This window comes from Photobacterium obscurum, from assembly GCF_026191635.1.
Taxonomy (GTDB): domain Bacteria; phylum Pseudomonadota; class Gammaproteobacteria; order Enterobacterales; family Vibrionaceae; genus Photobacterium; species Photobacterium obscurum.
Genome location: NZ_JAKRRW010000022.1, coordinates 58,521 through 83,272 on the forward strand (window position 1 = coordinate 58,521; position 24,752 = coordinate 83,272).

Annotated in this window: 20 protein-coding genes; 11 read left to right on the forward strand and 9 right to left on the reverse strand. The window is 46.5% G+C overall.

Features of this window, described 5'->3' with window-relative positions; translation table 11 throughout:
- Positions 1-4: 4 nt before the first annotated feature.
- The 3 genes from MD588_RS21025 (at position 5) to MD588_RS21035 (ending at position 4,160) form a co-directional block, all read left to right on the forward strand.
- Entirely contained in the window at positions 5-844 is an 840-nt protein-coding gene (locus MD588_RS21025) for a CvfB family protein (RefSeq protein ID WP_265699665.1), read from the forward strand.
- Between the two features lie 134 nt (positions 845-978).
- Complete coding sequence (locus MD588_RS21030) at positions 979-2,595, forward strand: peptide ABC transporter substrate-binding protein (RefSeq protein WP_265699666.1); 1,617 nt, start codon at positions 979-981, stop codon at positions 2,593-2,595.
- 356 nt (positions 2,596-2,951) lie between these two features.
- A complete protein-coding gene (locus tag MD588_RS21035; RefSeq protein WP_265699667.1) occupies positions 2,952-4,160 on the forward strand; it encodes a NupC/NupG family nucleoside CNT transporter in 1,209 nt (402 codons plus the stop codon).
- A gap of 109 nt (positions 4,161-4,269) precedes the next feature.
- On the opposite strand, the gene moeB is transcribed toward MD588_RS21035, so the two are convergent.
- Complete coding sequence (moeB, locus tag MD588_RS21040; protein WP_265699668.1) at positions 4,270-5,019, reverse strand: molybdopterin-synthase adenylyltransferase MoeB; 750 nt, start codon at positions 5,017-5,019, stop codon at positions 4,270-4,272.
- Positions 5,020-5,124: 105 nt separating this feature from the next.
- On the reverse strand, positions 5,125-6,357 hold the full coding sequence (moeA, locus tag MD588_RS21045) for a molybdopterin molybdotransferase MoeA (RefSeq protein ID WP_265699669.1): 1,233 nt from the start codon (positions 6,355-6,357) through the stop codon (positions 5,125-5,127).
- A gap of 201 nt (positions 6,358-6,558) precedes the next feature.
- Here moeA and folE point away from each other — a divergent pair, with 201 nt between their 5' ends.
- Together folE and MD588_RS21055 are read left to right on the forward strand one after the other, a co-directional pair.
- Positions 6,559-7,212 (forward strand): GTP cyclohydrolase I FolE, encoded by a 654-nt coding sequence (gene folE / locus MD588_RS21050; protein ID WP_265699670.1) that lies wholly within the window; start codon positions 6,559-6,561, stop codon positions 7,210-7,212.
- A gap of 84 nt (positions 7,213-7,296) precedes the next feature.
- Complete coding sequence (locus MD588_RS21055) at positions 7,297-8,232, forward strand: LysR family transcriptional regulator (RefSeq protein WP_265699671.1); 936 nt, start codon at positions 7,297-7,299, stop codon at positions 8,230-8,232.
- Here MD588_RS21055 and MD588_RS21060 read toward each other — a convergent pair.
- Both MD588_RS21060 and MD588_RS21065 read right to left on the reverse strand, forming a co-directional pair.
- Complete coding sequence (locus MD588_RS21060; RefSeq protein ID WP_265699672.1) at positions 8,229-9,122, reverse strand: YjjW family glycine radical enzyme activase; 894 nt, start codon at positions 9,120-9,122, stop codon at positions 8,229-8,231. The two genes, MD588_RS21055 and MD588_RS21060, sit on opposite strands and share 4 nt — an antisense overlap.
- Entirely contained in the window at positions 9,088-10,623 is a 1,536-nt protein-coding gene (locus MD588_RS21065; protein ID WP_265699673.1) for a YjjI family glycine radical enzyme, read from the reverse strand. Before MD588_RS21065 ends, MD588_RS21060 begins: the two co-directional genes overlap by 35 nt.
- Positions 10,624-11,148: 525 nt before the next feature.
- On the opposite strand from MD588_RS21065, the gene MD588_RS21070 reads away from it, so the two are divergent.
- Positions 11,149-12,801, forward strand: coding sequence for a L,D-transpeptidase family protein (locus MD588_RS21070; RefSeq protein WP_265699674.1), 1,653 nt, complete (start codon positions 11,149-11,151; stop codon positions 12,799-12,801).
- Between the two features lie 81 nt (positions 12,802-12,882).
- Here MD588_RS21070 and MD588_RS21075 read toward each other — a convergent pair whose 3' ends face one another.
- Positions 12,883-13,830 carry a TerC family protein gene (locus MD588_RS21075; RefSeq protein WP_265699675.1) on the reverse strand — a complete coding sequence of 316 codons (948 nt, stop codon included), beginning with the start codon at positions 13,828-13,830 and terminating at the stop codon, positions 12,883-12,885.
- A 412-nt stretch (positions 13,831-14,242) separates the two neighbouring features.
- On the opposite strand from MD588_RS21075, the gene MD588_RS21080 reads away from it, so the two are divergent.
- Complete coding sequence (locus tag MD588_RS21080) at positions 14,243-15,655, forward strand: FAD-dependent oxidoreductase (protein WP_265699676.1); 1,413 nt, start codon at positions 14,243-14,245, stop codon at positions 15,653-15,655.
- A 330-nt stretch (positions 15,656-15,985) separates the two neighbouring features.
- Positions 15,986-16,573 (forward strand): hypothetical protein, encoded by a 588-nt coding sequence (locus MD588_RS21085; RefSeq protein WP_265699678.1) that lies wholly within the window; start codon positions 15,986-15,988, stop codon positions 16,571-16,573.
- Positions 16,574-16,628: 55 nt separating this feature from the next.
- Here MD588_RS21085 and phnR read toward each other — a convergent pair whose 3' ends face one another.
- The 3 genes from phnR to MD588_RS21100 all read right to left on the reverse strand — a co-directional run bounded on the left by phnR (position 16,629) and on the right by MD588_RS21100 (position 20,351).
- Positions 16,629-17,333 (reverse strand): phosphonate utilization transcriptional regulator PhnR, encoded by a 705-nt coding sequence (phnR, locus tag MD588_RS21090; protein ID WP_265699679.1) that lies wholly within the window; start codon positions 17,331-17,333, stop codon positions 16,629-16,631.
- Between the two features lie 190 nt (positions 17,334-17,523).
- Positions 17,524-19,236 carry a putative 2-aminoethylphosphonate ABC transporter permease subunit gene (locus MD588_RS21095; protein ID WP_407676604.1) on the reverse strand — a complete coding sequence of 571 codons (1,713 nt, stop codon included), beginning with the start codon at positions 19,234-19,236 and terminating at the stop codon, positions 17,524-17,526.
- Between the two features lie 38 nt (positions 19,237-19,274).
- A complete protein-coding gene (locus MD588_RS21100) occupies positions 19,275-20,351 on the reverse strand; it encodes a putative 2-aminoethylphosphonate ABC transporter ATP-binding protein (RefSeq protein WP_265699680.1) in 1,077 nt (358 codons plus the stop codon).
- Between the two features lie 243 nt (positions 20,352-20,594).
- Here MD588_RS21100 and MD588_RS21105 point away from each other — a divergent pair, with 243 nt between their 5' ends.
- The gene (locus tag MD588_RS21105) at positions 20,595-20,753 is read left to right on the forward strand and encodes a hypothetical protein (protein WP_265699681.1); all 159 of its coding nucleotides are present in this window, start codon (positions 20,595-20,597) and stop codon (positions 20,751-20,753) included.
- 121 nt (positions 20,754-20,874) lie between these two features.
- Here the strand turns inward: MD588_RS21105 and MD588_RS21110 are convergent, their stop codons facing one another.
- Positions 20,875-21,888, reverse strand: a complete 1,014-nt coding sequence (locus tag MD588_RS21110; protein ID WP_265699682.1) for a putative 2-aminoethylphosphonate ABC transporter substrate-binding protein — start codon at positions 21,886-21,888, stop codon at positions 20,875-20,877.
- A 276-nt stretch (positions 21,889-22,164) separates the two neighbouring features.
- Between MD588_RS21110 and phnW the strand changes: the two genes are divergently transcribed.
- A complete protein-coding gene (gene phnW, locus MD588_RS21115) occupies positions 22,165-23,319 on the forward strand; it encodes a 2-aminoethylphosphonate--pyruvate transaminase (RefSeq protein ID WP_265699683.1) in 1,155 nt (384 codons plus the stop codon).
- A complete protein-coding gene (locus tag MD588_RS21120; protein ID WP_265699684.1) occupies positions 23,316-24,701 on the forward strand; it encodes an aspartate aminotransferase family protein in 1,386 nt (461 codons plus the stop codon). Before phnW ends, MD588_RS21120 begins: the two co-directional genes overlap by 4 nt.
- Positions 24,702-24,752: the final 51 nt, after the last annotated feature.

Genomic DNA, 24,752 nt, shown 5'->3' on the forward strand with positions numbered 1-24,752 from the left:
ATAAATGATTAAAGTAGGACAATACAACACATTAGAGGTCGTCAAGCAGGTAGATTTTGGCGTTTTCCTTGATGGTGGTGAAGACTTTGGCAATATCCTGTTGCCGAAATCCTCTGTTCCGGCAGGCACTGAACTGGGAGATAAAATTAAAGTCTTCATTTACTTCGATTCAGAAGATGATGTGATTGCGACAACAGAACAGCCACTCGCGCAAGTGGGCGATTTTGCTTTGCTGCGTGTTGTGGGCATCTGTGGCATTGGTGCATTCGTTGACTGGGGGCTAAGTAAAGACCTGCTGGTACCGTTTAGCGAGCAACGCCGTCGCCTGGAAGTTGGTCAAGACATCATGGTACGCGTATATACAGATAAAGCCTCTGGCCGTATCGTGGGTTCAACGAAATTTAACCGCTTTCTGGATAAAACCCCGGCGAACTATAAAGTTGGCCAGGAAGTGCAGGTGATGATTGCTGAAGTGACCGATCTTGGCTACAAGGCGGTGATTGAAGAAGAGCATTGGGGCCTGATTTTCAAAACAGAATCATTCGGTAAGCTGTTCCCGGGTAAGAAGCTGAAGGCTTACATCAAAGAGATCCGCCCTGATGGTAAGATCAACCTGTCGCTACAAAAAGCGGGTCGTGGCAAGGTTGATGATTTGGCTGATAAAATCCTGACCACGCTAGAGCGCAAAGGCGGTTTCGTTCCGTTAAGCGACAAGTCTTCACCGGAAGCAATTTTTAAAGAATTCCGTACCAGTAAAGCAACATTCAAGAAGACAATCGGCGGACTGTATAAAAAAGGTTTGATTGTTATTGAGCGAGAAGGTATCAGGCTCAACGATAACTAAGAAGAAATAATAAGCCGGTGATTTTCACCGGCTTTTTTGTGACCGCTAGCATATCGTACTAACGCATATAAGTGTATGTTTACAGAGTTTGTATCCAACTGGGTATGATTTCTCCCTATAAACAAGGACATAATATGCAAGGAAGTAAAATATCAAAGCTAGCGGCTTTGATCGCATTAATGGTAGCGGCTCCTGTGATGGCAGCTGATGTTCCAGCAAATGTGACGTTGGCTAACGATCAGGTCATTGTTCGTGGTAACGGCGATGAAGTCCCAACGTTAGATCCCTCGTTTTCCTCCGATACTTCTAGCTCACAAGTCATTCAAGATATGTTCGAGGGGCTGGTAAGCCAGAGCCCGGACGGTGAAATTATTCCTGCTTTGGCAACGCACTGGGAAGTATCTGATAACGGTCAAGTTTATACGTTCCACCTCCGCGGCAATATCAAGTGGTCTAACGGACAACCGATAACTGCCAGTGACTTTGAATACAGCTTCAAACGGGTCATCGATCCTAAAACTGGTGCTCCTTATGCGTGGTATTACTCTACAGCACATATCTTAAATGCCGATAAGATCAGTGATGGGGCATTATCTGCAGGCGAGCTGGGTGTTAAGGCATTAGATGCAAAAACAGTTCAGATCACGCTTGATAAACCCGTTCCTTATTTTGTGAAAATGCTGGTTCATGAATCAACTTTCCCTGTCTATAAACCTGCGATAGATGCCCATGGTGATGCGTGGACTAAGCCAGAGAATATTGTTACCAGTAGTGCTTATAAGCTATCGAAGTGGGTGCTTAACGAACGTATTGTGCTAGAGCGTAACCCCGTTTACTGGAATGACAGTAAAACGGTTATCAATCAAGTTACCTACTTGCCAATTTCTGATATGACATCGGAGTATAACCGCTTCCGTACTGGTGAAGTACAAATCACCTCATCATTCCCGCTCGAACAATATAATGCGATTAAAAAACAGCGGCCTGATGAGTTGCTAACCATGCCATCGTTAGGCACCTACTATTATCTGTTTAATATTGATAAAGCACCGTTTGATGATCCTCGAGTTCGTAAAGCCCTGGCATATGCGATTGACCGAGATGTTGTGACCAAAGTTATTTTAGGGCAGGGGCAGTTACCGGCTTATGGCGTCACGCCACCATCGGTCGATGGCTTCACACCACCAGAATTAGCGTGGGGAGAACTCTCGCAGAAAGAGCGTAATAAAAAGGCGCAGGAGTTGTTGTCCAGTGCTGGTTATGACAAATCAAATCCTCTGAAGTTTGAATTGGTCTATAACACTCTGGAGTCGCATAAAAAGCTTGCCATCGTTATGTCTTCTATGTGGAAGAAAACCCTAGGGGCCGAGGTTGAGCTGGCAAACCAAGAATGGAAAACGTTCCTACAGAAACTAAGCCAGAAAGACTTTACGGTTGCGCGCTATGCGTGGAATGGTGACTACAACGAGGCGTCAACATTCTTATCCTACTTTGAAAGTAGCGGTATGAACTATGCCCGCTGGTCTAATAAAGGTTATGACGAGGCAATGGCGAAGGCAATTCAGTCGCCGACCGATGCCAAGCGTAATCAATACTATCAGCAGGCCGAGAAGATTTTCTCTGAAGAAATGCCTGCCATTCCGCTATACCACTATACCCGTTCGGTATTGAAGAGTACCAAGGTTGGGGGTTATTCGAAGGTGAATGCCTCGCAAAGTCGTTACACCCGTGACTTGTATATTATGCAGTAAGGTTAAGCGACTTTACTTGAAATAATCTTATTGAAACAAAAAGCTGAGCATTATGTATGCTCGGCTTTTTTATTGTTGTGCCTCTGAATCCCGATAAACTGATTCATTCTTAGTCACTTAAGTGTTTGACGTTTGCCCAATTCTGACTGCACCTTATTTCCTCGGAATAAATGATCTTTTCTATATAGAAAAGGTTTTGTCTGGTTGTTTTTGTAACTCACTGTTTTCTAATAGACAGAAAGCAACGAATTTCCATTTTTCCTTTCTGTGTTAACAACTTATTATCAAAGTGACCTTGATCACGTTAGCCTGATTTATACAATGCGCGTCCCTTTTGAATCAGATTTAAAATTCACATGATTGCTGTACTGGGTATTTTCGCTCTTCTTGTTCTTGCGTGGCTGCTTTCGGTCGATAAAAAACGTATTCCTGTCAAAATGGTCGCCACTGCATTTTTGCTGCAGGTGCTATTTGCCCTGCTGGTTCTTTATGTACCTGCTGGCAAGGCGGCGCTAGAAGCCATTTCCAATGGGGTTACTTACGTCACTGACTACGGTAAAGAAGGCCTTTCTTTCTTATTCGGAGGATTGGCAACGGGGAGTATTGGTTTTGTTTTTGCCGTTAACGTGCTTGGCATTATCATTTTCTTCTCGGCACTAATTTCTATGCTTTACCACATTGGTGTGATGCAGAAAGTGGTTAACATTTTCGGTGGTGCACTACAGCGTGTGCTTGGCACTGGGCGTGCTGAGTCATTGTCGGCGACTGCAAATATCTTTGTCGGTATGTCAGAAGTGCCGCTTGTGATTAAGCCGTACCTGAAGAGAATGGATGACTCCCAGCTATTTGCTGTCATGGTGTGCGGACTGGCTTCTGTTGCGGGTAGCACTATGGTTGGCTATGCCGCGGTTGGTGTGGATCTAAGCTACTTGATTGCCGCTTCATTTATGTCGGCACCGGCTGGTTTGTTGATGGCCAAGATGATTGTTCCGCCATCAAATGATAAGCCCCAAGCCGATGAAATTACTTCGGTAGAAATCCCCCGGGCGACCAACGTGGTTGAGGCCCTGGCTGACGGTGCGATGTCTGGGCTGCGCATGGCGGTGACGATAGGAGCGACACTACTGGCCTTTATTAGCGTTATTGCCTTATTGAACGGTCTACTCAATGATGCTGGCAATTTTGTGGGTATCGAAAACTTAAGCTTTGAGTTGATTATCGGTTATCTGTTTGCACCCGTTGCACTGCTTATCGGCGTGCCTTGGGCCGATGCAATTACTGCGGGCTCGCTAATCGGCCAGAAGGTCGTGATGAATGAGTTTGTAGCCTTCATCGATTTGATGCGGGTACAAGACACGATGTCGGCGCACAGTGTTGCGGTAGTTACTTTCGCGCTGTGTGGTTTTGCGAACGTAACAACACTCGCTATCCTGATTGGCGGAATGGGGAGCCTGATCCCTGAACGTCGTCCTTTCATTGCGAAGTTCGGCTTGCGTGCTGTAATGGCCGGTGTACTGGCAAACCTGATGAGCGCAGCAATCGTGAGTATTATCTTGTTGCTGTAGCAGAAAGCACTAACCTGCAATCCATAATGAAAAGGCCGAGATAAAATCTCGGCCTTTTTGGAACTGTAACCTTATCGAAACTGTTTTTGTATCATTGACTTACCGCAAACTATTTACCACAAACAGGGCAGCCTGGTTGCTTGTTCAGTTTCATTTCACGCCAGTTCATGCTCATCGCATCTAGCATCAAAATCTTACCGCTTAGTGGTTGGCCCATATGAGCTACCACTTTAATTGCTTCCATTGCTTGTACTGCTCCGACGATACCGACGACTGGCGACATGATCCCGGCTTCAACACAACTTAATGTTTGCTGGCCGAAGAGGGCGCTTAAACACTGGTAACATGGCTCGTCACTTTGGTAGGTGTAAACGCTGATTTGGCCTTCCATACGGATGGCTGCACCGGAGATCAGTGGTGTTTTGGTCTGATGACACAAGCGGTTGAGTTGGTTACGGGTATCAACGTTATCACTGCAGTCGAGCACGATAGTATGTTGCTCGATAAGCGAGATTAACTCCTCATCATTGAGGCGCCTGGCAACTGTTTCAATCTGTGTATTGGGGTTGATGGTGATCAGTGCCTGCTTGGCAGACTCAACCTTTAACATCCCCACAGTTGTATCATTATGCAGGACTTGGCGCTGAAGGTTTGACACTTCAACATTATCATCATCGATTAGCGTGAGTTTTCCTACTCCAGCTGCAGCGAGATATTGTGTTGATGCACAGCCTAAACCGCCAGCACCGAGTATTAACATCGAGGAGGCTTTTAACGCTTCCTGACCTTCAAAATCAAACTGTCTTAGAATGATTTGGCGGTTATAACGCAGCATTTCTGCATCAGTAAGTTCTACCACGGTGTGTTCCTGTTTACTTTGTAGATCATAAAGCTTCTAAACTAGGGGGAAAACGGGCACAGCTCAGTAAGTTGCAAGACGCTGAGAGCCAGCCCTTTTCGAAAATCAATACATCGTATGATTGAATAGCTCGATTGTTACATCTTCGCCCGGCATGACACGGCCACGCTCTTGCTCGAGAACAACAAAGCAGTTAGCCTGATGCATTGAGCTAAAGGCACCGGAGCCTTGATTCCCCGTCGTTGCCACTTCAACCTGTCCTTCAGCATTGATCTGATAGATACCGCGTTGGAAGTCGGTACGGCCTGGACGCTTCTTGAATACGGTAGATGCTTTCGCTTTCAGGCGTTGTGGTGGCTGATATTGAGTGTGGCCGGCTAGTTTTGCAATCATCGGCTGAACCAGTTGGTACAGAGTCAGCATGGCAGATACTGGGTTACCCGGAAGGCCGCAGAACCATGTGTTTTTAATGGTGCCGAAGGCAAAAGGTTTACCCGGTTTCATGGCGATTTTCCAGAAGCCAATTTCACCTTGTTCATCGAGAATGTCTTTTGTGTAGTCGGCTTCACCGACGCTCACGCCACCGGATGTTACTAGGACATCTGCTTTGGTTGCTTCATCGAAAGCTTCTCGCAGTTTTTCTGGGCAATCAGGGATAATACCCAGGTCAACGACATCACAGCCGAACTTTTCTAGCAGGGCGCGAATACCATAACGGTTACTGTCGTAAATCTGACCGGCTTCCAGCGACTCGCCGACAGAGCGCAATTCGTCACCTGTTGAGAAGAAGGCAACGCTTGGGCGGCGGTGAACATTAACAGTAGCAATACCGAGTGAAGCCAGTAATGGCATCTCACGTGCTGTAATGCGGCACCCTTTGGCGACAACCACATCACCCAGGCGAACATCGTCACCAATAGGGCGGACGTTGTCATTGGCTGGTGGCTTGATCAAGAAGCGGACGTTGTCACCATCGACTTCAGTCTCTTCCTGCATGATGACAGTATCAGCACCTTCTGGCATCTGAGCACCCGTCATTATGCGGATACACTGGCCTTCAGTACATGTTCCCTCAAATGGGATACCAGCAAAAGATTTGCCGGCCAAGACTAACGTATCTGTCTTTTGAAGGTCAGCACTGCGCATGGCATAGCCGTCCATCGCAGAGTTAGCAAAAGGAGGTACGTTAATTGGAGATAAAATGTCTTCAGCGATAACCTGTCCCATCGCATCAGATAAAGAAACAGTTTGAACTGCTTCAAGAGGCTTAATTTCTGCCAAAATCTTGGTCAGAGCCGTTTCAACAGGCATCAGGCCTGGAGCGTCACAACATCCCATAATCGGTATCCGTTATAAGTCATTAGCTTATTATGATTTGCATAGGGAATTATTATGACAAAAAAAACAGTTCATCACTAATACCTTAGTAAATACGTAGTGTATTTTTTCCCGATTACAGGTATCCTGCTGGCTGAATTATCGCTGGCAGTATGTATAGGGCACTTATCGCATTACGCCCAAGCCGGTTGGAGGGAAAGAATGACAGCATTAAGCGAATCTGCATTGAAGGTGCGCCAGGCACTGGAAGATCGTGGACTTGAAACACCTATGACTGACAGGGTGGTAGGCCGCGAAGAGAAGAAAGAGAAGATTGAGTATCACATGCGTGAGATCTTAGAGCTTCTTTCGTTGGATCTATCTGATGATAGCCTGATGGAAACTCCGCATCGTATTGCAAAGATGTATGTGGATGAGGTTTTTTCTGGTCTTGATTATGCCAATTTCCCCAAGATCACAGTCATTGAAAATAAGATGAATTGTGATGAGATGGTTCGAGTTAAAGACATTACACTGACCAGTACCTGTGAACACCATTTGGTGACCATCGATGGAATGGCGACAGTTGCCTATATTCCACGTGGCAAGATCATCGGCCTGTCGAAGATCAACCGCATTGTTCGCTTCTTTGCCCAGCGCCCGCAGGTGCAGGAGCGTATGACCCATCAGATTTTACTCGCTCTGCAGACATTGCTTGAGAGTGAGGACGTTGCGGTTCGAATTGATGCCACCCATTACTGCGTCAAGGCTCGTGGTGTGCTGGATGCTACCAGTGCAACAACCACGACTGCGTTGGGAGGGATCTTCAAACGCAATCCTGCGACGCGTGCTGAATTCCTACACGGTTTGCGCTAGTCGTTGTTGATGAGCGCTGTTTAAATTTCAAATGCCAGCTGGATTTTATCGGCTGGCATTTTTGTCTCTGAGTCTTGTAGAACTATGGATTTGATAAAACTCTCCCGAGTCAGCATGAAGCACCTGGTCACTTTGCATGTGATGCTCGATACCCTGAGCGTGACCGGCAGTGCAGAGCGTTTGTGCCTGAGTCCGTCATCGGTGAGCAAAACGCTGACTCAGCTCCGAGAAAACCTGAATGATGAGCTGTTTTACCGCCATGGTAACCAGTTAGTTGCAACACCTTTGGCTCGACGCCTGGGACCAACGGTTCATCAGATGATCAATGAGATGAACCAGATGCTGACGCAGGAAGCCTTTGATCCGTCCTCTTATCAAGGGCGTTTCTCTCTGGCTATGCGGGAAAGTACGTTTGAATTATTGGCTGCAAAACTGACCGCCCGGGTATTGGAGCAATCTCCAGGCATGCGGTTGGAAATTTGGTCTCGCGATAGTATGGGTTTTGACAGTTTGTCTAAAGGGCAGTTGGACTTTATTGTGCTCCCCCATGACAAAAGTCAGCCACCAAGTACCCAGAGCAATTTGGTTTGGGAAACCTTGCTGGATGATGAGATGGTGTGTTTGATGAGTCCCACACATCCCTTGGCTGACAAGCCGTTGAGTATTGATGACTACCTGAGCTATGGCCATATAGGGATCATGGACAGTGATCTCAATGTCCCATTTTTTGAAATGCAGTTGGCCCAGCAGCATCAAAAGCGCCGAATTGCAGTCACAGTGCCTGATTTTGGCGGCGCGGCGCTGATGTGTCATCACAGTGACTTACTGTTTACCTGTTCTCGCCAATGGGTTGATGTTGCGTTGCAGGCCAAGGGGCTGATCACCAAACCATTACCGTTTAACTACGGTGAGGTGTCGTATAGCCTGGTATGGCACCAGCCGAGTATGAATGATCCGGCGCACCGGTGGTTGTACGAGCAGATAGTGGAATGTTGTAGGGAAGCCGGAGCGAATTCCTAGTTTCCCACTACCACCGTCGGCAATACAATATGTCTGACTCCTCGTTGTTCCAACTGCGCTGCGAATGCTTCTAGCTCTTCTCTTCTGCAGGTAGGCCAATCAAGTGCTTCACCGGTAACCCCATGGTGCTGAAAAGCATTGAGTCGGATACGGGTTTCCTCTGGCAGGGCGCTAAGGTACCGGCTCACATCGTCCACTTCAGTTTGGAAGTCCGTAACAGTTGGAATATACAGCAAGCGTACTTCGTGCAGTTTCTGATGTTGTCTAAGTAACCTAATTGATTGGAAAACCCGATGGTGCTCACGGCCGGTCAGCCATAAATGGGTTTCCTGCTGCCAGGCTTTCAAATCGATCATCGCGCCGTCAAGAACGGGTAATACTTTTTGCCAGCCTGTTTCACTGAGGCTGCCATTACTGTCAATCATGCAGCTTAAGTGTTTTAAATCTGCAGCGGACTTAATTGCCGTGAATAACTGAATAATAAAGTTGAGCTGCAAGGTGGCTTCACCGCCGGTAACGGTGACGCCACTGATAAACAAGCTATTTTTACGCACCATGGCCAGCATTTCGTCAATGGAGTATTGCCGTGTCTTCGGGTTTGACTGGCGAGGGCAGACGGCAAGGCAGGTATCACAATGTGTGCAGGCTTCAGCGTTCCACCTCACTTGTGCTTTACCTTTGCCGTCTTCGGCCATGCTTAGTGCGCCTGTTGGGCAGTGTTTAACGCAGTCACCGCAATTGTCACATATTCCGATGGTATGAGGGTTATGGCAGTTTTTGCATTGAAAGTTACAGCCTTGCAGAAAGATAACGAGCCTGTTGCCAGGCCCGTCGACGCAAGAGAAGTTGAGAACTTTACTGACCGTTGCTATAGCAAGGCGATTGCTCATGCGCAGCTACTCTTGGTTTGCGATTAAGAATGCCGGTATTGTTCGCAGCTTCCGCGCCCAGGCCAGTGGTATTGGTGCGTGAGCCGTTATCCTTGAACTTGGCAATATCTGACAGCTTGATCATATAGCCAGTCACACGCACCAGATCATTAGAGCTAACATTGGCCGTAAACTCGCGCAGTCCTAGGCTCAAAGCCCCTTTGCAAAGCTGGTACATGGCTTCTGGGTTACTCTTAACCGTTTCATCAATTGTTAAGATGTCACTGATCCCAGAGGTATAGTATTGGTGATGCTCGGCTAGAGCCTGGATATGGCTGACCGGATCAGGTTCAGTCCCGTAGGGAATACGAACTCCTGGGGTGACATCGATATCCAGACTGATCCCGCCCTGAGCGTGTAATAGGGCTCGTTCATTATAGCCATAGGTTACTGGGGTTGAGGTTACGATCTTATCCAATGCCGCAGAGATCTGATGACCAAGCTGGTTGGCTGCCTCGTCATGACCATACTTGCCTGCAATACCGTCTTTTTCCAGCAAAATAGCAACGGCTTCCGCCATCCCGTAAATACCGAACATTGGAGCAAAGCGTGATTCTTCGATTAAGTTTTCTTTTACCAAAAAGCTATCGAAGAAGTTTGACTCTTGATGCAGGAACGCGGAGCGAGCTTCGATAAGCTCATACATGAGCGAGCAGAAGTGGGGAAGCACATCTGAGAAGAAGTCTTCTCGATTTCGTGCTTCGAGAGCTACTTGCTTCAAGTTCATCCGAACCAGGGTATTGGCGCCACCAGCTAGCGGTAGTGAGTTGTAGCAGCTTACGATCCCAAATCCTTTGTCGTCATAGGCATTGGCATGCAGCGGGTAGTTCGCAATATGGGGTTTGCTGCATTCACAGATGTTTTGCGCAGCAACTCTCAGGAGATCATCCGGCGTGACCGCTGGATCGTACATGAAGGTTAGGTTCGGCGCGACCTGTTTTAACTCGGCGTCAACTCGTAAAATTGTACGGCAGATAACGTTGTCGGTCGGGCCGATATTGACATGCATAAAGGCATCTGGAAGCGTGCGATCAAGCATGATCCAGAATAGTTTTATTTTGCGGTAAATGGATTCTTCATCTAACCCTTCAGCAAAAGGTAATAGCACTTCATCCAGTTGACCAAGATAAACGGGAATATTAGTAACGGAAGGCACATGGTGATAAAGAATTGTAAGGGCATTGAGTGCTTCATCAAGGTCTTGCGGTGCTGACAGTTCGAGGTATTCAGAGCCTTGCTGAACAAATTTGCTGTAATCAGGTAACACATAGCGCGGCTTAAATGGTGCGTTGCCCTCAAACATGTCGCAGAGGATACCTGCGCTCATCGCTGCTTTCACCTGCTCAGAAATATTAACGTAGGGCAGACTGGCATCGGCCTCTAGGGCGAGATAATTGGATTTTTGTTTCGGAGAAAGTGTTGGGTCGGTGATGATTTGATGAAACTTTGCCTGCAAGGTCATGGCTTATTACCCATTAATATTTTGTGGTTTTAACCTTATCGGGCAAGCGCACTTTCCGGAAGTGAAAGTCTTACAACATATATTTTGCGAAATGGAAATCCGGTATGGGGGATCACACTGATGTTTGGGCCACAATCCGTGAAACTGGCAACCGACATGGGTATTTCATCAAATTCTGGTCGGGCTTCACTTTTTAATCTCAATAAAATATGTCCGTAGTTGCTTATTGTTGGTAACCTTCCAGCTTCGCTGGAGTCGGATCCATAATGACGGATTACTGATAATTTGCATGTTTTGTGGTCAAAAAAAGAACCGAAATTAAAGTTGTTAATAATTAGCCTGTTAACAAAATGCGGCTGATTATTTGCTGTATTAATTTGTCAAAGTGTCATTTTATTGACTACATATTAAGTACAGCTTAAATATTGAGGATTAAGTAATTAGGCTGCGTTGTATCTGTCAGAAGAACAATCATGGATTGAGAGCAATAAATATAATTCTTCCTTAGTTCAGGATAGTTTTACAATGTTTAATTCTAATCAGGTTGTAGGTAAACACTGTCGCCGATTATTGTCCGTATTAGCATTTATTCCGGCCGTTTCGGTTGCGCAAACCCAGTTAGGTTGGCAGGCCTTGCAGGGGTATGAGCCGGTCAGTCAGACACTGCTATGTTCACAATCGACCAATAAAACGTGCTTTCCTACCAAGCTGGAAAGTATCTATGCTGCTAACGACTACGTCCCGCTTTGGGCTGATGAAGCAACTCGGCAAGAGTTTTTCCTCCAGTTCAAATCTCTGGTTTACGCGGAGCTGGTTCCGGGGCTGGAGCAGCGACTTTTTGAGCTTGAGCAATTGTCACACGCGCCGGATCAGCGGGGTTTTGATCTTATTGCCACAGATTCATTTCTGATTTATAAAGCCGTGGTTAATCTACTTGAAGCACAGCCTAGCCGCTTGTATAAGCACCATAACCTGCAACTTCCTCAACAATCCCCCCTTGAGCTGATTAATATCCAGCTATCTCCTTTGACGTTGATGGAAGAGTTGCAGAAGCTTCGCCCCAGGGGGAAGCGTTTAGAGAACTCGGTTGCTGTGGCCGAGAAGTTTCGCCAGCGTCCGCCGCACCGATTAATGTTAGTTAACCGAAAGGTATTGATCCGGGAAGATCAACCCATACCGAATGGTAATGCGTTGCTTGATGTTTTGTATGGCTACGGTGATCTCAGCCGAACCGATTATATGCAGCTAAAACAGCAGATTGTTGTTATCAATTCAGGGAAAGTCAATCGCTCTATCAGGGCATTCCAGCATCGCAATGGGCTTGATGTCGATGGCATCATAGGCCCGGCAACCGCCAAACAGTTATCTTTGCCTTACTCAGAAATCTCGCGTGTTATTGCGTTGAATCTGCAACGAAGTCGCTTTGGGTCTGATATTTCTGATAGACCGCTGATTCGGGTAAATATTCCTGATTATATGTTGCGGATCACCCGGCGTGATCAGTTGCTTTTTGAGTCAAAGGTGATTGTGGGTAGGACAAGCAGGCCAACTAATTTGTTTTCATCCTCGCTCAATACCATGGTAGTCAATCCGAGCTGGAATGTGCCGACAACGATCAAGCAGGAAGATGTGATCCCGAATGTGAAAAATTCACTTGATTATTTAGCGGAGAAAAACTTAAAGATTGTAAAAAGCTGGCGGGATCGCAGCATTATTCTGCCCGAGCAAATTGAGTGGAGCAACGTGAATCCAAAGACATTCCCGTATGAATTCCAGCAGGGACCTGGGCCCAGTAATGCTTTGGGCAAAGTGAAGTTTCTGATGCCCAATGATTACTCCATATACTTGCATGATACACCGTCACGTAGTTTGTTCCGCAAGAGCAAGCGTAACCTGAGTTCTGGCTGTGTAAGGGTTGAAAAGGCGGATGAACTGGCCGAGTTTATCCTTGGTTACCAACGTCGTTCGGGAATTGCACCGTACCAGAAAATGGTCAGTGATATGGAATCAGATACGGTCAGCCTGGGAAGAAGGGTGAATGTAGATGTGATGTATATGACTGCCTGGGTTGATGAGAACAATCGACTCCAGTTACGTGAAGATATTTATGGTTATGACCGACCTGGTAATCACCGTATTGAGTCAAAGTTTATCTCGTTGAAAGATTTCAGTTACTAGCACGCTTAAAAACAACACCTGACTTCAGCAACATTCATCGCTAAAGTCAGGTTGTATATTTAGTGCGTTACCATTCAGTCATCAAGCGGCTGGTGCAGCGCGGGTTTTCCATAGGGAGCCAACAATAGCGGCTGATATGGTCAGTACGATGACACACAGAGAAACCGGTGTCGGTATTGCCCATTCTGTTTCCATCAGAAGCATTTTAATACCGATGAAGCTGAGGATAAAAGCTAGTGCTGGTCGCAGGTAACAGAAACGCGTTAGCATCCCTTCTAGAACAAAATAAAGCGACCGCAGTCCGAGCAATGCAAAAACATTGGCTGTGAAGACCAGAAACGGCTCTTTTGTTACCGCAAAGATTGCCGGGATAGAATCAAGCGCAAACATCACATCGGTTAATGCAATCACTGCAATGACAATCATCAGCGGCGTTGCTAGCCAGCCTTTGCTATCTTTGACCAATACCTTGTTTCCTTGGTAGGTGCCAGTAACCCGGAAACATTTTTTCACCAGTCTAACCGGGAGGGAGGTTGAGAAGTCTTCCTGGTCCTCTTCATCTTCACGCCACAGTTTGTAACCGGTATAAAGCAGAAATGCAGCAAATATATACAGCACCCAATGGAACTGAGTCAGCAATTCTGCACCGATGGCAATCATGATCCCGCGAAGGATTAATGCGCCGACAACACCGAGCATCAACACCCGTGGACGCAATGCTTCCGGAACCGCAAACTGGCCAAATATCAGTGCAAAGACAAAAAGATTATCGACACTGAGTGATTTCTCTAACAGGTAACCCGTTAGAAATGCAGTGGCAGCTTCACTATTGGTATAACTGCTTTCTGGTGCCATCTGCGGCCAGTAAAGATAAATAACAAAATTAAACACCAGAGCAAGAGCAACCCAGAACAGGCTCCAGATGGCTGCTTTTTTGATGGTGACATTTCCGCCACGGGTTTGATACAAGTCCAGCGCCAGCATAAAAACTGTCAGAACAGCGAACCCTTCGTAACTAAAAAGGCTCATGGTTTTCTCCTTCGACATTTATACCAAGCAGAAAAGCTTGGTATTGCACGGAAGGGACAGGAATATTGAGGTTAGTCATGACCTTCCGCACATTACAAAAACTACACAAGCGTGCATAAATAATGGCGTTGGTCTCGTCAGAATGGTGCCAATCAACGTTTTGCAACGCACAGCAAATCCATTCTCGGCTGCCGGAAGTGTGAGACTTCGAGATGACGACAGGCGAACAATTGGTGACTACTCCCCAAACACCGGCATTTTATGGTGGTTCTTTGTTTAAAGCTACTTTTTTTCTGTTATCAATTATCTGTTGATGATGAATTTTTTATGTACCGGCCAGTGCTGTCATTAAGCTTTCATCGTTCGAGCCTAAATTGCTGAACATTAGTTGGTCTACACCAAATGGTAGGATATGTATAAGGATAGTCAAAGGTTTCAGCCGTTCTGGTTTGCACAGGCGATGGTGATGGAAGTTCCGTCACAGCCAAGAGTGCTAATAAACGATATTCAAACGGATGTCTGTATTGTCGGTGGTGGATATACCGGCCTATGGACGGCGATTAATCTCAAGCAACAGCAACCGGATTTGGATGTGGTTGTGATCGATAAAGGTTTATGTGGCAGCGGTGCATCAGGCCGCAATGGCGGTTGTATGCTGACATGGTCGACCAAATATTTGTCGATGAAAAAGCTCTATGGTGAGGAAGAGGCTGTAAGGCTGGTAAAAGCGTCTGAGCAAGCCATTTATGAGATCGATGCTTTTTGTAAAGAGTATCGAATTGATGCCCAACTTCGTCTGCATGGCACTCTGTATACGGCGACAAACTATGCCCAGCGAGGGACGATGGAGCCTATTCTGAACGCCCTTGATCGGCACGAGATAAATAGTTGGCAGCAGTGGCAGAAGAAGCAGGTTCGGCAGGGGGCTGGATCTGAGCTTCACCAAGAAGGCTTTTATTCGCCAGCGGCAGCCAGTGTCCAACCTGCGATGCTGGTGCGAGGCTTAAAGTCGGTGGCGGAAAAGTTAGGTGTAAAAGTGTATGAAAATACACCAATGGAGGACATCAATACCGATATTCCCATAACGATTACTACTCCTCAGGCAGAGATTTTTGCCGGAAAAGTTGTTCTGGCTCTCAATGCATGGATGGTCGAAAAGTTTCCGGAGTTCAAACGTAGCGTTGTATTGGTGTCATCTGACATGGCGATTACAGAACCAATTCCGGATAAACTTGAGCCGATGGGCCTGAAAGATGGCAAGACGGTAGTGGATTCGCGTATTTTTGTTCACTACTACCGTACAACGCCAGATGGCCGCCTGATGCTGGGTAAAGGTGGTAATCATTTTGCCTATGCCAACCGTATCGGTGAAACGTTTGATCAGCCAAGCCGTTATCAATCTCTTTTGCGTTATTCCTTCAATCGATTTTTTCCTGAGCTTCAAGATCAGAAATTCGCGACAACTTGGACGGGAGCTTCAGACCGCTCGGTTACGGGGTTGCCATTTTTTGGCAGTTTGAAGCACAGTAACAATATTTTCTATGGGCTAGGCTATTCGGGCAACGGGGTTGGGCAGACATGGATTGGCGGAAAAATATTATCGTCATTGGTACTTGCACAGGACAATGAATGGAGTCGTTGTGGGCTCGTTTCCGGGCCGAAGGGCTATTTCCCGCCAGAGCCTTTCCGCTGGACAGGGGCGATGATGGTTCGAAATGCTATTCGGCGTAAAGAAGCGGCCGAGGATGCAGGCGAAAAGCCTACCTGGTTCGACAAGCAGTTAGCAAAGTTTGCCAATGCTGCAGGAAAGGCTGATAAAGCGTAAGAGGCACCAGCTTCATTGAAAACAAATAAAACCGTCAGTTTTCCAATAAGTGGCGGTTTTTTTCCGGCTGTCGTTGCTGGTAGATTTCATACCTTTTCAACTCCAATTCCGGTTTCGTTGCTAACCTTACCCAAAATGTATCCAGATTTAATTACTTTTATGAAGTGATTCTAGTTCTGCAATAAATACCTTTCAGTCAATATGTTTTTGCCGATTACACTGCTAGCAATTTTCTGCATGTTGGAGTTTTTACTCTGTGCTTGAAAAACTTCGTTTATGTTTATGACGAAGCCTGAATTAATAAGAACAACGCAGTAGGTGAAGGTTAAAATGAAAAAACAAATAGTTGTAATTGCATTGGCTGCACTTCTTTCAGCCTGTGGCGGCGGAAGTGATAGTGGTGATAACCCTGGTAAGTTTGCTCCCGTTTACGATCTCTCTGGTATTTCTAAAGATTGTGCCGAACAGCATTCGGAAGTCGTGAATACGGATATGCCGGGTTTTGCCGTCTATGTCTATGAGCCTGAGAACAAATGTAGCCCAGAAGGAACGAACGTATTCTCGTTTGTTATGTCGGACTCACTCGATAAAGTGGCCGGGTATTTTGAGCTAGCTAACAACGTGACATATGTGTATGGCTATTTATCTGAAGAGGACATGGCCACTGGTTCACTGGGTTCGATCTCGGGCGATCGTACGCCGAATTATGCCTCTATCATAGGGATAGATGATATTGGTGGATATGAAATTGGGATCAATATTCCGGACAAAACAAAGACGGTTGACAGAAATGGCTTTGTGACAATTTACGAAGACTATACCCGAAGCGACTTCCTCAATGAGTTTCCTAAGCAGATGCATCAGAAAATCGCTTTGAACCTTTTCAAGTTAGCCAATAATCAGAAGCCTGATCTATAAGTGAAATGAAGAGCGTGCCTTGCTGGTACGCTCTTATGCTTTATTTTGATGTGTGTTATTTTTCCAGAGTCGCCATGGACTCAATACAGATAGCATCATGTCGCCAGTATTCGAGATCACAGTCGATCAAGTTATTATGCTGGTCATAGTTAAGTCGTTCGACCAGCATTGCCGGACTACCTGAGGTTGCACGCAGGGCGTGAGCCGTATCGCCTAGCAATGATGTTGTACTGACACGATAGCGAGTTCTAGTATAAATAACATCAAACTGCTTTCGATAGGTAGCCGTTAGCGATGTTGTCACATCATGGTCGAGTAGGTTCGGGAAGTATTCCGGCAGAATGAAGTTGGTGACCACCACCACAGGGCGCTCGTCCAAATAGCGTAAACGATCAATTCGATAGACCTCCGATAGGGGAGGTACCTGCAATAATGACGCTGCACGACGGCTGGCAGGAACAAGATTGGCAGAAAGCAATTCAGAGCGTGCCTGTCTGTTCTGGGCGCAAGCCATCGCTGGAAAGTCAGTGGTGAAGGTGGGATCGTAACGTAGCGGTTCAGGCGAGACAAACCAGCCCCGGCGATCTTCTCGGTACAGTTTTCCTTCTGCTTCCAGCAACGCAAGAGATTCACGCAGGGTGACCCGGGTGGTGTTGAAAGACTCCGCCAGTTTACGCTCAGCCGGTAGCTTGTTGCCTGCAGCAAGTAGGCCTGCATCAATCTGCTCGTTGATGGCTTCCATGATTTTTAAATATTGCACGATTTACCCTACAAGGAATACGAATTCGAATGATATCGCAGGAAATCAATCGAAGTTGGCATTATAACAGTTTCATTTTATTGTGAACGAGCGATTCTAAGATCATTGCTAATATACCCAGGCACCTTGAAGTCACTTGGGTATAGAATTCTATTACTATCGAATGAAATAATAAGTTTCAGGTTAAATACTATCTCCTACGCCATGCTTGGGTATGGCGGTCAATAAGCTGGCCGGCACCGACATGCGCCAGTTTTACTCCTGCTGCTGTTATAAGGATCATTACCGCCATTGCAGCAGCTGGACCGGTCTGCCCGGCGTCATCCATATTTAGGACAGAAACCGAAGCGGGCATCGTCTCGGTTGCGTAGAGAAAGACGATTGCCGAGGTGGTTGTCATCGCATTGACAAAAAGGTATACCGCGATTTCCAAAATAGCAGGCATACAGACCGGGACGGTGACTTTCAGGAAAACTTTGTACTGAGGTATTTTGATGGATGCTGAGATAGCCTCTACCTCAGCAGGAAGTTGTTTCAGTGCCGTCAACGCTGTCATGTGGCCGACGGTATAGTAGTGAATAATGGTATTGATCACCAAGATCGCCATTGTTCCGTACAGCACAGAGAGCGGGTTGGCATGGTGGTTAAAGAAAAAGATATAACCAAGACCAAGTACCATACCCGGTACCGCCATAGGAACAATAGCCAGCATTTGTAACAGGCTTCTTAGCGGGCCCAAACTGCGTCCTTTGTTGATACTGTATGCACCGATAAAAATCACCACGGTACCAATTACTGCGACCAGCGAAGCAAGTTGTAGTGAATTAAAGTAAGGTGCCCAGCCATAGGCACTGAATTCGGCAAAGTTGTAGTTGTTCAGGCTTAAGGTCAGGTTCCATGGCCAGAAGGTAACCAGCGAGCCGTAAATAGCCATACCTATCACGACGACAATGGCGAGAGAGACAAGGGAGCAGAAAGCGAAACATATACCATCACGGAGCTTGCTTGCCTCTGGAACATAGGCAACCGAGCGAGAGTCAAACAGCCCTTGCTGTTTTTTCTGAACCCAGCGGTCAGCTACAAACGCGAGGAGTGCAGGTAGTAAAAGAATGACACTGGTAACAGCCCCCATCGAGAAGTTTTGCTGCCCGACCACCTGCTTAAAGATGTCGGTTGCCAGCACATTGTATTGTCCGCCAATGACCTTCGGTACTCCAAAGTCACAAACCACGAGGGTGAAGACCACAATAAGGGCACTGAGCAAGCCGTACTTTGCCGCTGGTAATGTCACGATAAAGAAAGTTTTGATCGGCGAGGTGTTGAGCGCTCTGGCAGATTCATAGAGCCGGGCATCTGATGTTTTCAACGAGGTTGTCAAAATCATCACGGCATGCGGAAACGTCCAGAAGATAAGACCGATAGCGATACCGATTGGCCCATAGATGGAGTGCCCCATTAAGAGCTCTTTGCCGACACCTTGATTACCGAACAGGTAGATCAAACTGATAGCCGGCAGCAAGGACGGTGCAAGAATTGGAGCAGAACCGAGTACGGTGAACAGTCCTTTCAGCGGCATACAGCTGCGTGTAAGGGCGTAGGCATAACCAAAAGCAAGCAGTCCAACGCACAGAGTCACGATCATGCCGATAAATGCGGTATTTTGTAATGAAAGCCATAGTGCTGGCGACGAAAAATATTCTGCGAAATTGGCAAGGCCAACATACTTACCTTGACTGTCGAGAACGCTTTTTTGCAACATCGTCACCAGCGGGGCCAGTACAAACAGACTCATAACCAGCGCAATGATGGCAAGTATTACCACCAGCATAATATTGTCGCGGCTGAAATTGTCTCGAAGCATGTTTACACGCGGTTTGGTCGTGGACTGCTGTGTATTCATCATGCGGCCATTGGTCAGTGAATTCATTTCAGTTTCCATACTTAGTGCTCAGCCTGGAAGATATGGGTATGTTGCTTGGCAATATTGACGTGGTGGAAGTGACCGCGTTCTAAGGCTAAACGGCGCAGTTCACGAATCGGCACATCAACTTTGATGGTATCGGCCTTGTGTTCGCCTTGCAGTCTGCATTCTGCGCGAACAAAGGTGCCCTGAAACTCAAGCGCCTCAATTTGGACAGGGAAGCTTGAATTGTTCGGCTGTGCGGTTTCACTAAAATGTAGGTCTTCGGGGCGAAGACCTAGCTCAAAGTAGTCTCCGCGCAGAAGTGCCTTATCTGGCTTGGGTAGCAAGGTTTCGCCAATGCGGATATGGCTGTCACTTACAACGGAAGCTGGGATAAAGTTCATATTACCAACGAAGTCGGCGACAAAGCGCGAGGCTGGTCGTTGATAAATTTCTTGTGGTGTCCCGACTTGCTCAATACAGCCGTGATTCATGACAACAATGCGGTCAGCCATTGCCAGGGCTTCATCTTGATCATGGGTAACCATAATGGTTGTGATCCCCAGTGTACGCTGCAACCGGCGAATTTCATCACGCAGATGAGAGCGGACTTTTGCATCAAGCGCAGACAAAGGTTCATCAAGTAGTAATAACCCTGGTGATAATGATAGTGCGCGGGCAAGTGCTATACGTTGTTGCTGGCCTCCGGAGAGTTGGTTTGGATACTTTATACCTGAGTCGGGCAGACCGATAATATCGAGCCACTTGATGACGATATCATCAACCTCTTTCAAGCTTTTGCCCTGGTTTCTCAGACCCAAGCTGATGTTTTCAGCCACCGTTAGATTAGGGAAAAGCGCATAGGACTGGAATACAATGCCAAAGTCGCGTTTCTCAGGAGCGAGGAAAGTGGTATCGATGCCGTTTTGAGTGATTTTTCCTGAAGAGGCAAGATCAAGACCGGCAATGGCACGCAGTAATGTAGTTTTTCCGCAGCCAGATGGCCCGAGAAAGCAGATAAATTCGCCCTTATGAATGTCAAGAGAGATATCTTTCAGCGCAGTGAACTGTCCATACTGCTTACTGACATTTTCAATCTTCAGATAGGTTTCCATGTTTCTACTCACTTATTTTGGTATATACCAAATCTAGTGGTGTAGAGTTACATTCCAATGACAGAAGCTTGACGAAAAAATGACATTTTAATTTGGCAAAATTTTACCAGCGAACAATACTTAATAGTTGCTGAATGTTTAATTTTTAATCACCTCAAAAAAAGTTTCTTGAATTGATAGCCGTGTTTTAATCCATTCAAATTGATATTGTCATAATGAGTTTAATTCTATAGGGAATAGATTATGGAAAGAAAAATGCTGATACGAAATATTTCTTATATGGAGCGTGAGCTATCCGAAATGAAAAAAGAGCTGGCGACACTCGACGCAAGATGGGAACAGCAGGAGAAAAACGATCATCGTCGTATTGAAGATGAAATTATGATGAGCAAGAGTCATTAAGTTGTTTGTTGGAAAGTTATTGGTTGGAAAAATAGTGATGGCTATTGCCATCACTCTTTATAGTTTTTAGAACCACTAAAGTTTGTTGTAAAATCTAGCTATATACAGAACCAGCGTGTAATTACGAGCGCGGCTCTGATTTAGCATCAAACTTATCAGACCATGTTTTCAGTACGTCCTTTCGGCTCACTGCCATTTTTGAGAAATCCATCTTTACCATCGCTTCCTCAACATTGGGGTAGTTCTTTACTGGGGTATTTACGTCTTTGTGGCCAACAACAGGGTAGAATTCGTTGTACAGTGTGTTGGCGTCTTTTGAAAGTGACCAGTCAACAAGACGTTTGGCTGCATCTGACTGCGTGTTGACCAGTCCAACAGCCTCAGACTCCCAGCCGACACCACCTTCTGGCATGATAATGTCAATCGGAGCGCCTTGTGTTTTCAGTTTTGCACCACGTATGGCCATAGATATACCGATAGCGACTTCTCCTATTCCTGCCTGAACACATGGCTTGGAGCCTGAGTGAGTGTAATGGGCTATATTGCTATCCAGCTTTTTCATATATGCCCAGGCCGCATCATCGCCCATCGACTGTATCCACGCCGAAACCTGCATGTAACCTGTCCCGGAGGAGGCTGGGTTAGGCATGGCAATGTGGCCTTTGTATACCGGTTTCAGTAAATCATCCCAGCTTTCTGGTTTTGGTAATCCCTGTGCTTTTGCCACCATCTCGTTGAAGCATACCGCGTTAAAGAAAGCGTCATTACCAAACCAGGCTTTGTTTTCTTCCGGGTCAATTAAGTTAGGGCGGATCTGGTCAATTCCGGCCGGGTTATAAGGTTTAAGAATTCCTTCATCTTTTAATAGCGCCATGGAAGAACCGGCCAGTCCCCAGACGACATCTGCACGAGGATTGCTTTTTTCAGCTAATAGTTTGGCGGTCATGATTCCGGTTGAGTCACGAACCCATCTTATTTTGATATCCGGGTTAGCTTGTTCAAAGCCAGTCTTGAATTTGGCCAGCATGTCTGTTTCATACGCGGTGTAGACCGTTAGTTCTTCGGCTGCAAAAGCAGAAGTTGCGGTCAGGGCTGCAATTGCAGTTAAAGAAGTAATAATCCAACGGTTTTTCATCTTTTGTTCTCCATGAATCAACTTGGTATGTACCAGAATGTTTCGACATGAATGATGCTAGGCAGCCAATATGACAGTTCAATGATTGTCATATTGCAGTTTGCTAACAGTTTTATGAGAGGACTATTTCAGTAAATTTGCCGAGATAATTGTCAAAAGTGTAATTAAGTGGCGAAGTATGAAAGTTTTATTAACACTGCGTATCGGGGATTTACAGCCAAGGAAGCTGATCGTTATAGTTTATTTTAACTGGTATAGTCCAATTGGGATAAAAAGATGGAAAACGATGGTAACCAATATTTGTTATTGACCCCAGGCCCTCTATCAACAAGTCGAACAGTGCGTGAAGCGATGCTGAAAGACTGGTGTACTTGGGATGATGAGTACAACAAAGGGATTGTCGAAGTCATTCGTAAGCAGCTTGTCGAGCTGGCAACTGAGGCCGACGGGTATACCTGTGTGCTGATGCAAGGCAGCGGTACGGCTTCTGTTGAGGCGACTATTGGTTCGGTTATACCACGCGATGGTAAATTGCTGGTGATCAATAATGGGACATATGGTGAGCGTATTGGGCAGATTGCACATTATTTGAATATTTCGCACCACATTGTTGATTTAGGCGAGGTCGAACAGCCTGATGTTGATGCGTTAGCAGCAATCTTGGCGCAGGATACAACCATAACCCATGTAGCAATGGTGCATTGCGAAACGACAACAGGCATGCTTAATCCTATTGAGTCCGTTTGTAAGCTCGCCAAGTTACATAATAAGGTTATGATTTTGGATGCGATGTCTAGCTTCGGTGGTATTCCTCTCGATATGGCCGAGTTGGATATCGACTTTATGATCAGCTCTGCCAACAAATGCATTCAGGGGGTACCGGGTTTTGGTTTTATCTTGGCAAAGCAAGCTGAGTTAGATAAATGCTCAGGTCGAGCCCGTTCATTGTCCTTGGATCTGTATGATCAATGGCGGTGTATGGAGAAGAACCACGGGAAGTGGCGCTTCACTTCACCAACCCACACTGTACGCGCTTTTCATCAGGCAATACGGGAATTGCTCGAAGAAGGGGGCGTTGCCAAACGGTTCGAACGCTACAGTACTAACCAGAGGATTTTGGTTGCAGGGATGGAGCGATTGGGCTTTAAGTGCTTGCTGGACAAGAGCCTTCATTCGCCAATAATTACCTCTTTCTATTCGCCGACTCATCCAGATTATGAATTCAAGCAATTCTATAACTTGCTTAAAGATAAAGGTTTCGTGATCTATCCTGGCAAGGTTTCCAACGCAGATTGTTTTCGTATCGGTAATATTGGCGATGTCCACAATGCTGACATGTACCGCCTGATAAAGGCTATTGAAGATTCAATGTACTGGCTTAATGATGACGAAAAGCAGCCTGCGACTTTGCAACAGGAGTCTGGCCTATGAGTCAATCGGCATTAACCCAGCAGTCGTTGCGCAGTGAAGGGGATACCAACATTACCCCGGCGCGTGAAAGCTGGACGCGTTCGATTTCAGACATGAAAATCAAAGAAATGCTGGACCAAGACAGTCGTTATTTTCTGCACCAGTCGATGTCGACACCTTGTCTTGATGCCCTGGTGGGCGCCGAAGGTATTTATATTGAGGATGCTGCTGGAAAGCGGTATATGGATTTTCACGGTAATAACGTCCATCAGCTCGGATACGGCCATCCTCATGTGGTGAACCGTGTGCAGCAGCAGCTCGCCGAACTGCCATTTTCACCACGTCGCTTTACCAACCAGACGGCAATTGATTGTGCCAGGAAGCTAACAGAGATCGCTGGTGGTGATTTGAATCGGGTGCTGTTTGCACCGGGCGGAACATCTGTCATCGGCATGGCGTTGAAGCTAGCCCGTCATATTACCGACAACTACAAGGTTGTCTCTCTTTGGGATTCTTTTCATGGCGCTTCATTGGATGCTATCTCGGTAGGCGGAGAAGCGTGCTTTCGTGAAGGAATGGGGCCTCTGATGGCCGGAGTAGAACGTATTCCCCCTGCTGTGAGCTATCGCGGTGATTTTCCAAATGAAAGTGGCAGCGATGTGCACTATGCCGACTACCTTGAATATGTGATCGAGAAAGAGGGCGGGATAGGTGCGTTTATTGCGGAAGGTGTACGCAATACCGATGTGCAGGTTCCCAGCAAAGCGTATTGGCAGCGAATTCGTGAGATCTGCGATCGCCATAATGTCTTGCTGATCGTTGATGATATTCCAAATGGTATGGGGCGCAGTGGAAATTGGTTTACCTATCAGGAGTTCGGTATTGAGCCTGATATTGTGTGTATCGGTAAGGGGCTTGGTGGTGGAGTGGTGCCGATGGCAGCCATGATCACCAAAGACAAATATAACACCGCAGCCCATGTATCCCTTGGTCATTATACTCATGAGAAAAGCCCGGTTGGGTGTGCTGCCGCGCTGGCAACCATCGAGGTGATTGAGCAACAAGGTCTGCTGGCAAAAACAAAAGCTGATGAGGCCTATATGCGTGATCGGCTAGAGAACATGAAACAGCGTTTCCCGTTAATTGGTGATGTTCGTGGTATTGGTTTGCTTTGGGGAGTTGAGCTTGTGACTGACCGCAGCAGCAAGCAGAGAGCGTTGCAGGAAGCTGAGCAGGTGATGTATCGCTGTCTGGAACTAGGAGTGAGCTTTAAAGTGTCACAGGGTAACGTTTTGCAATTGAGCCCACCATTGATCATCTCGCGGAATGAACTTGCATTGGCACTGGACAGGATAGAGCAGGCCATCCAGGAAGCATCCAACACTGGCAACACACCGTTTTAGGCAAATCAGGTATGCCTTAAGTTAGGTAAAAGCATGTATTTGAACAAACAG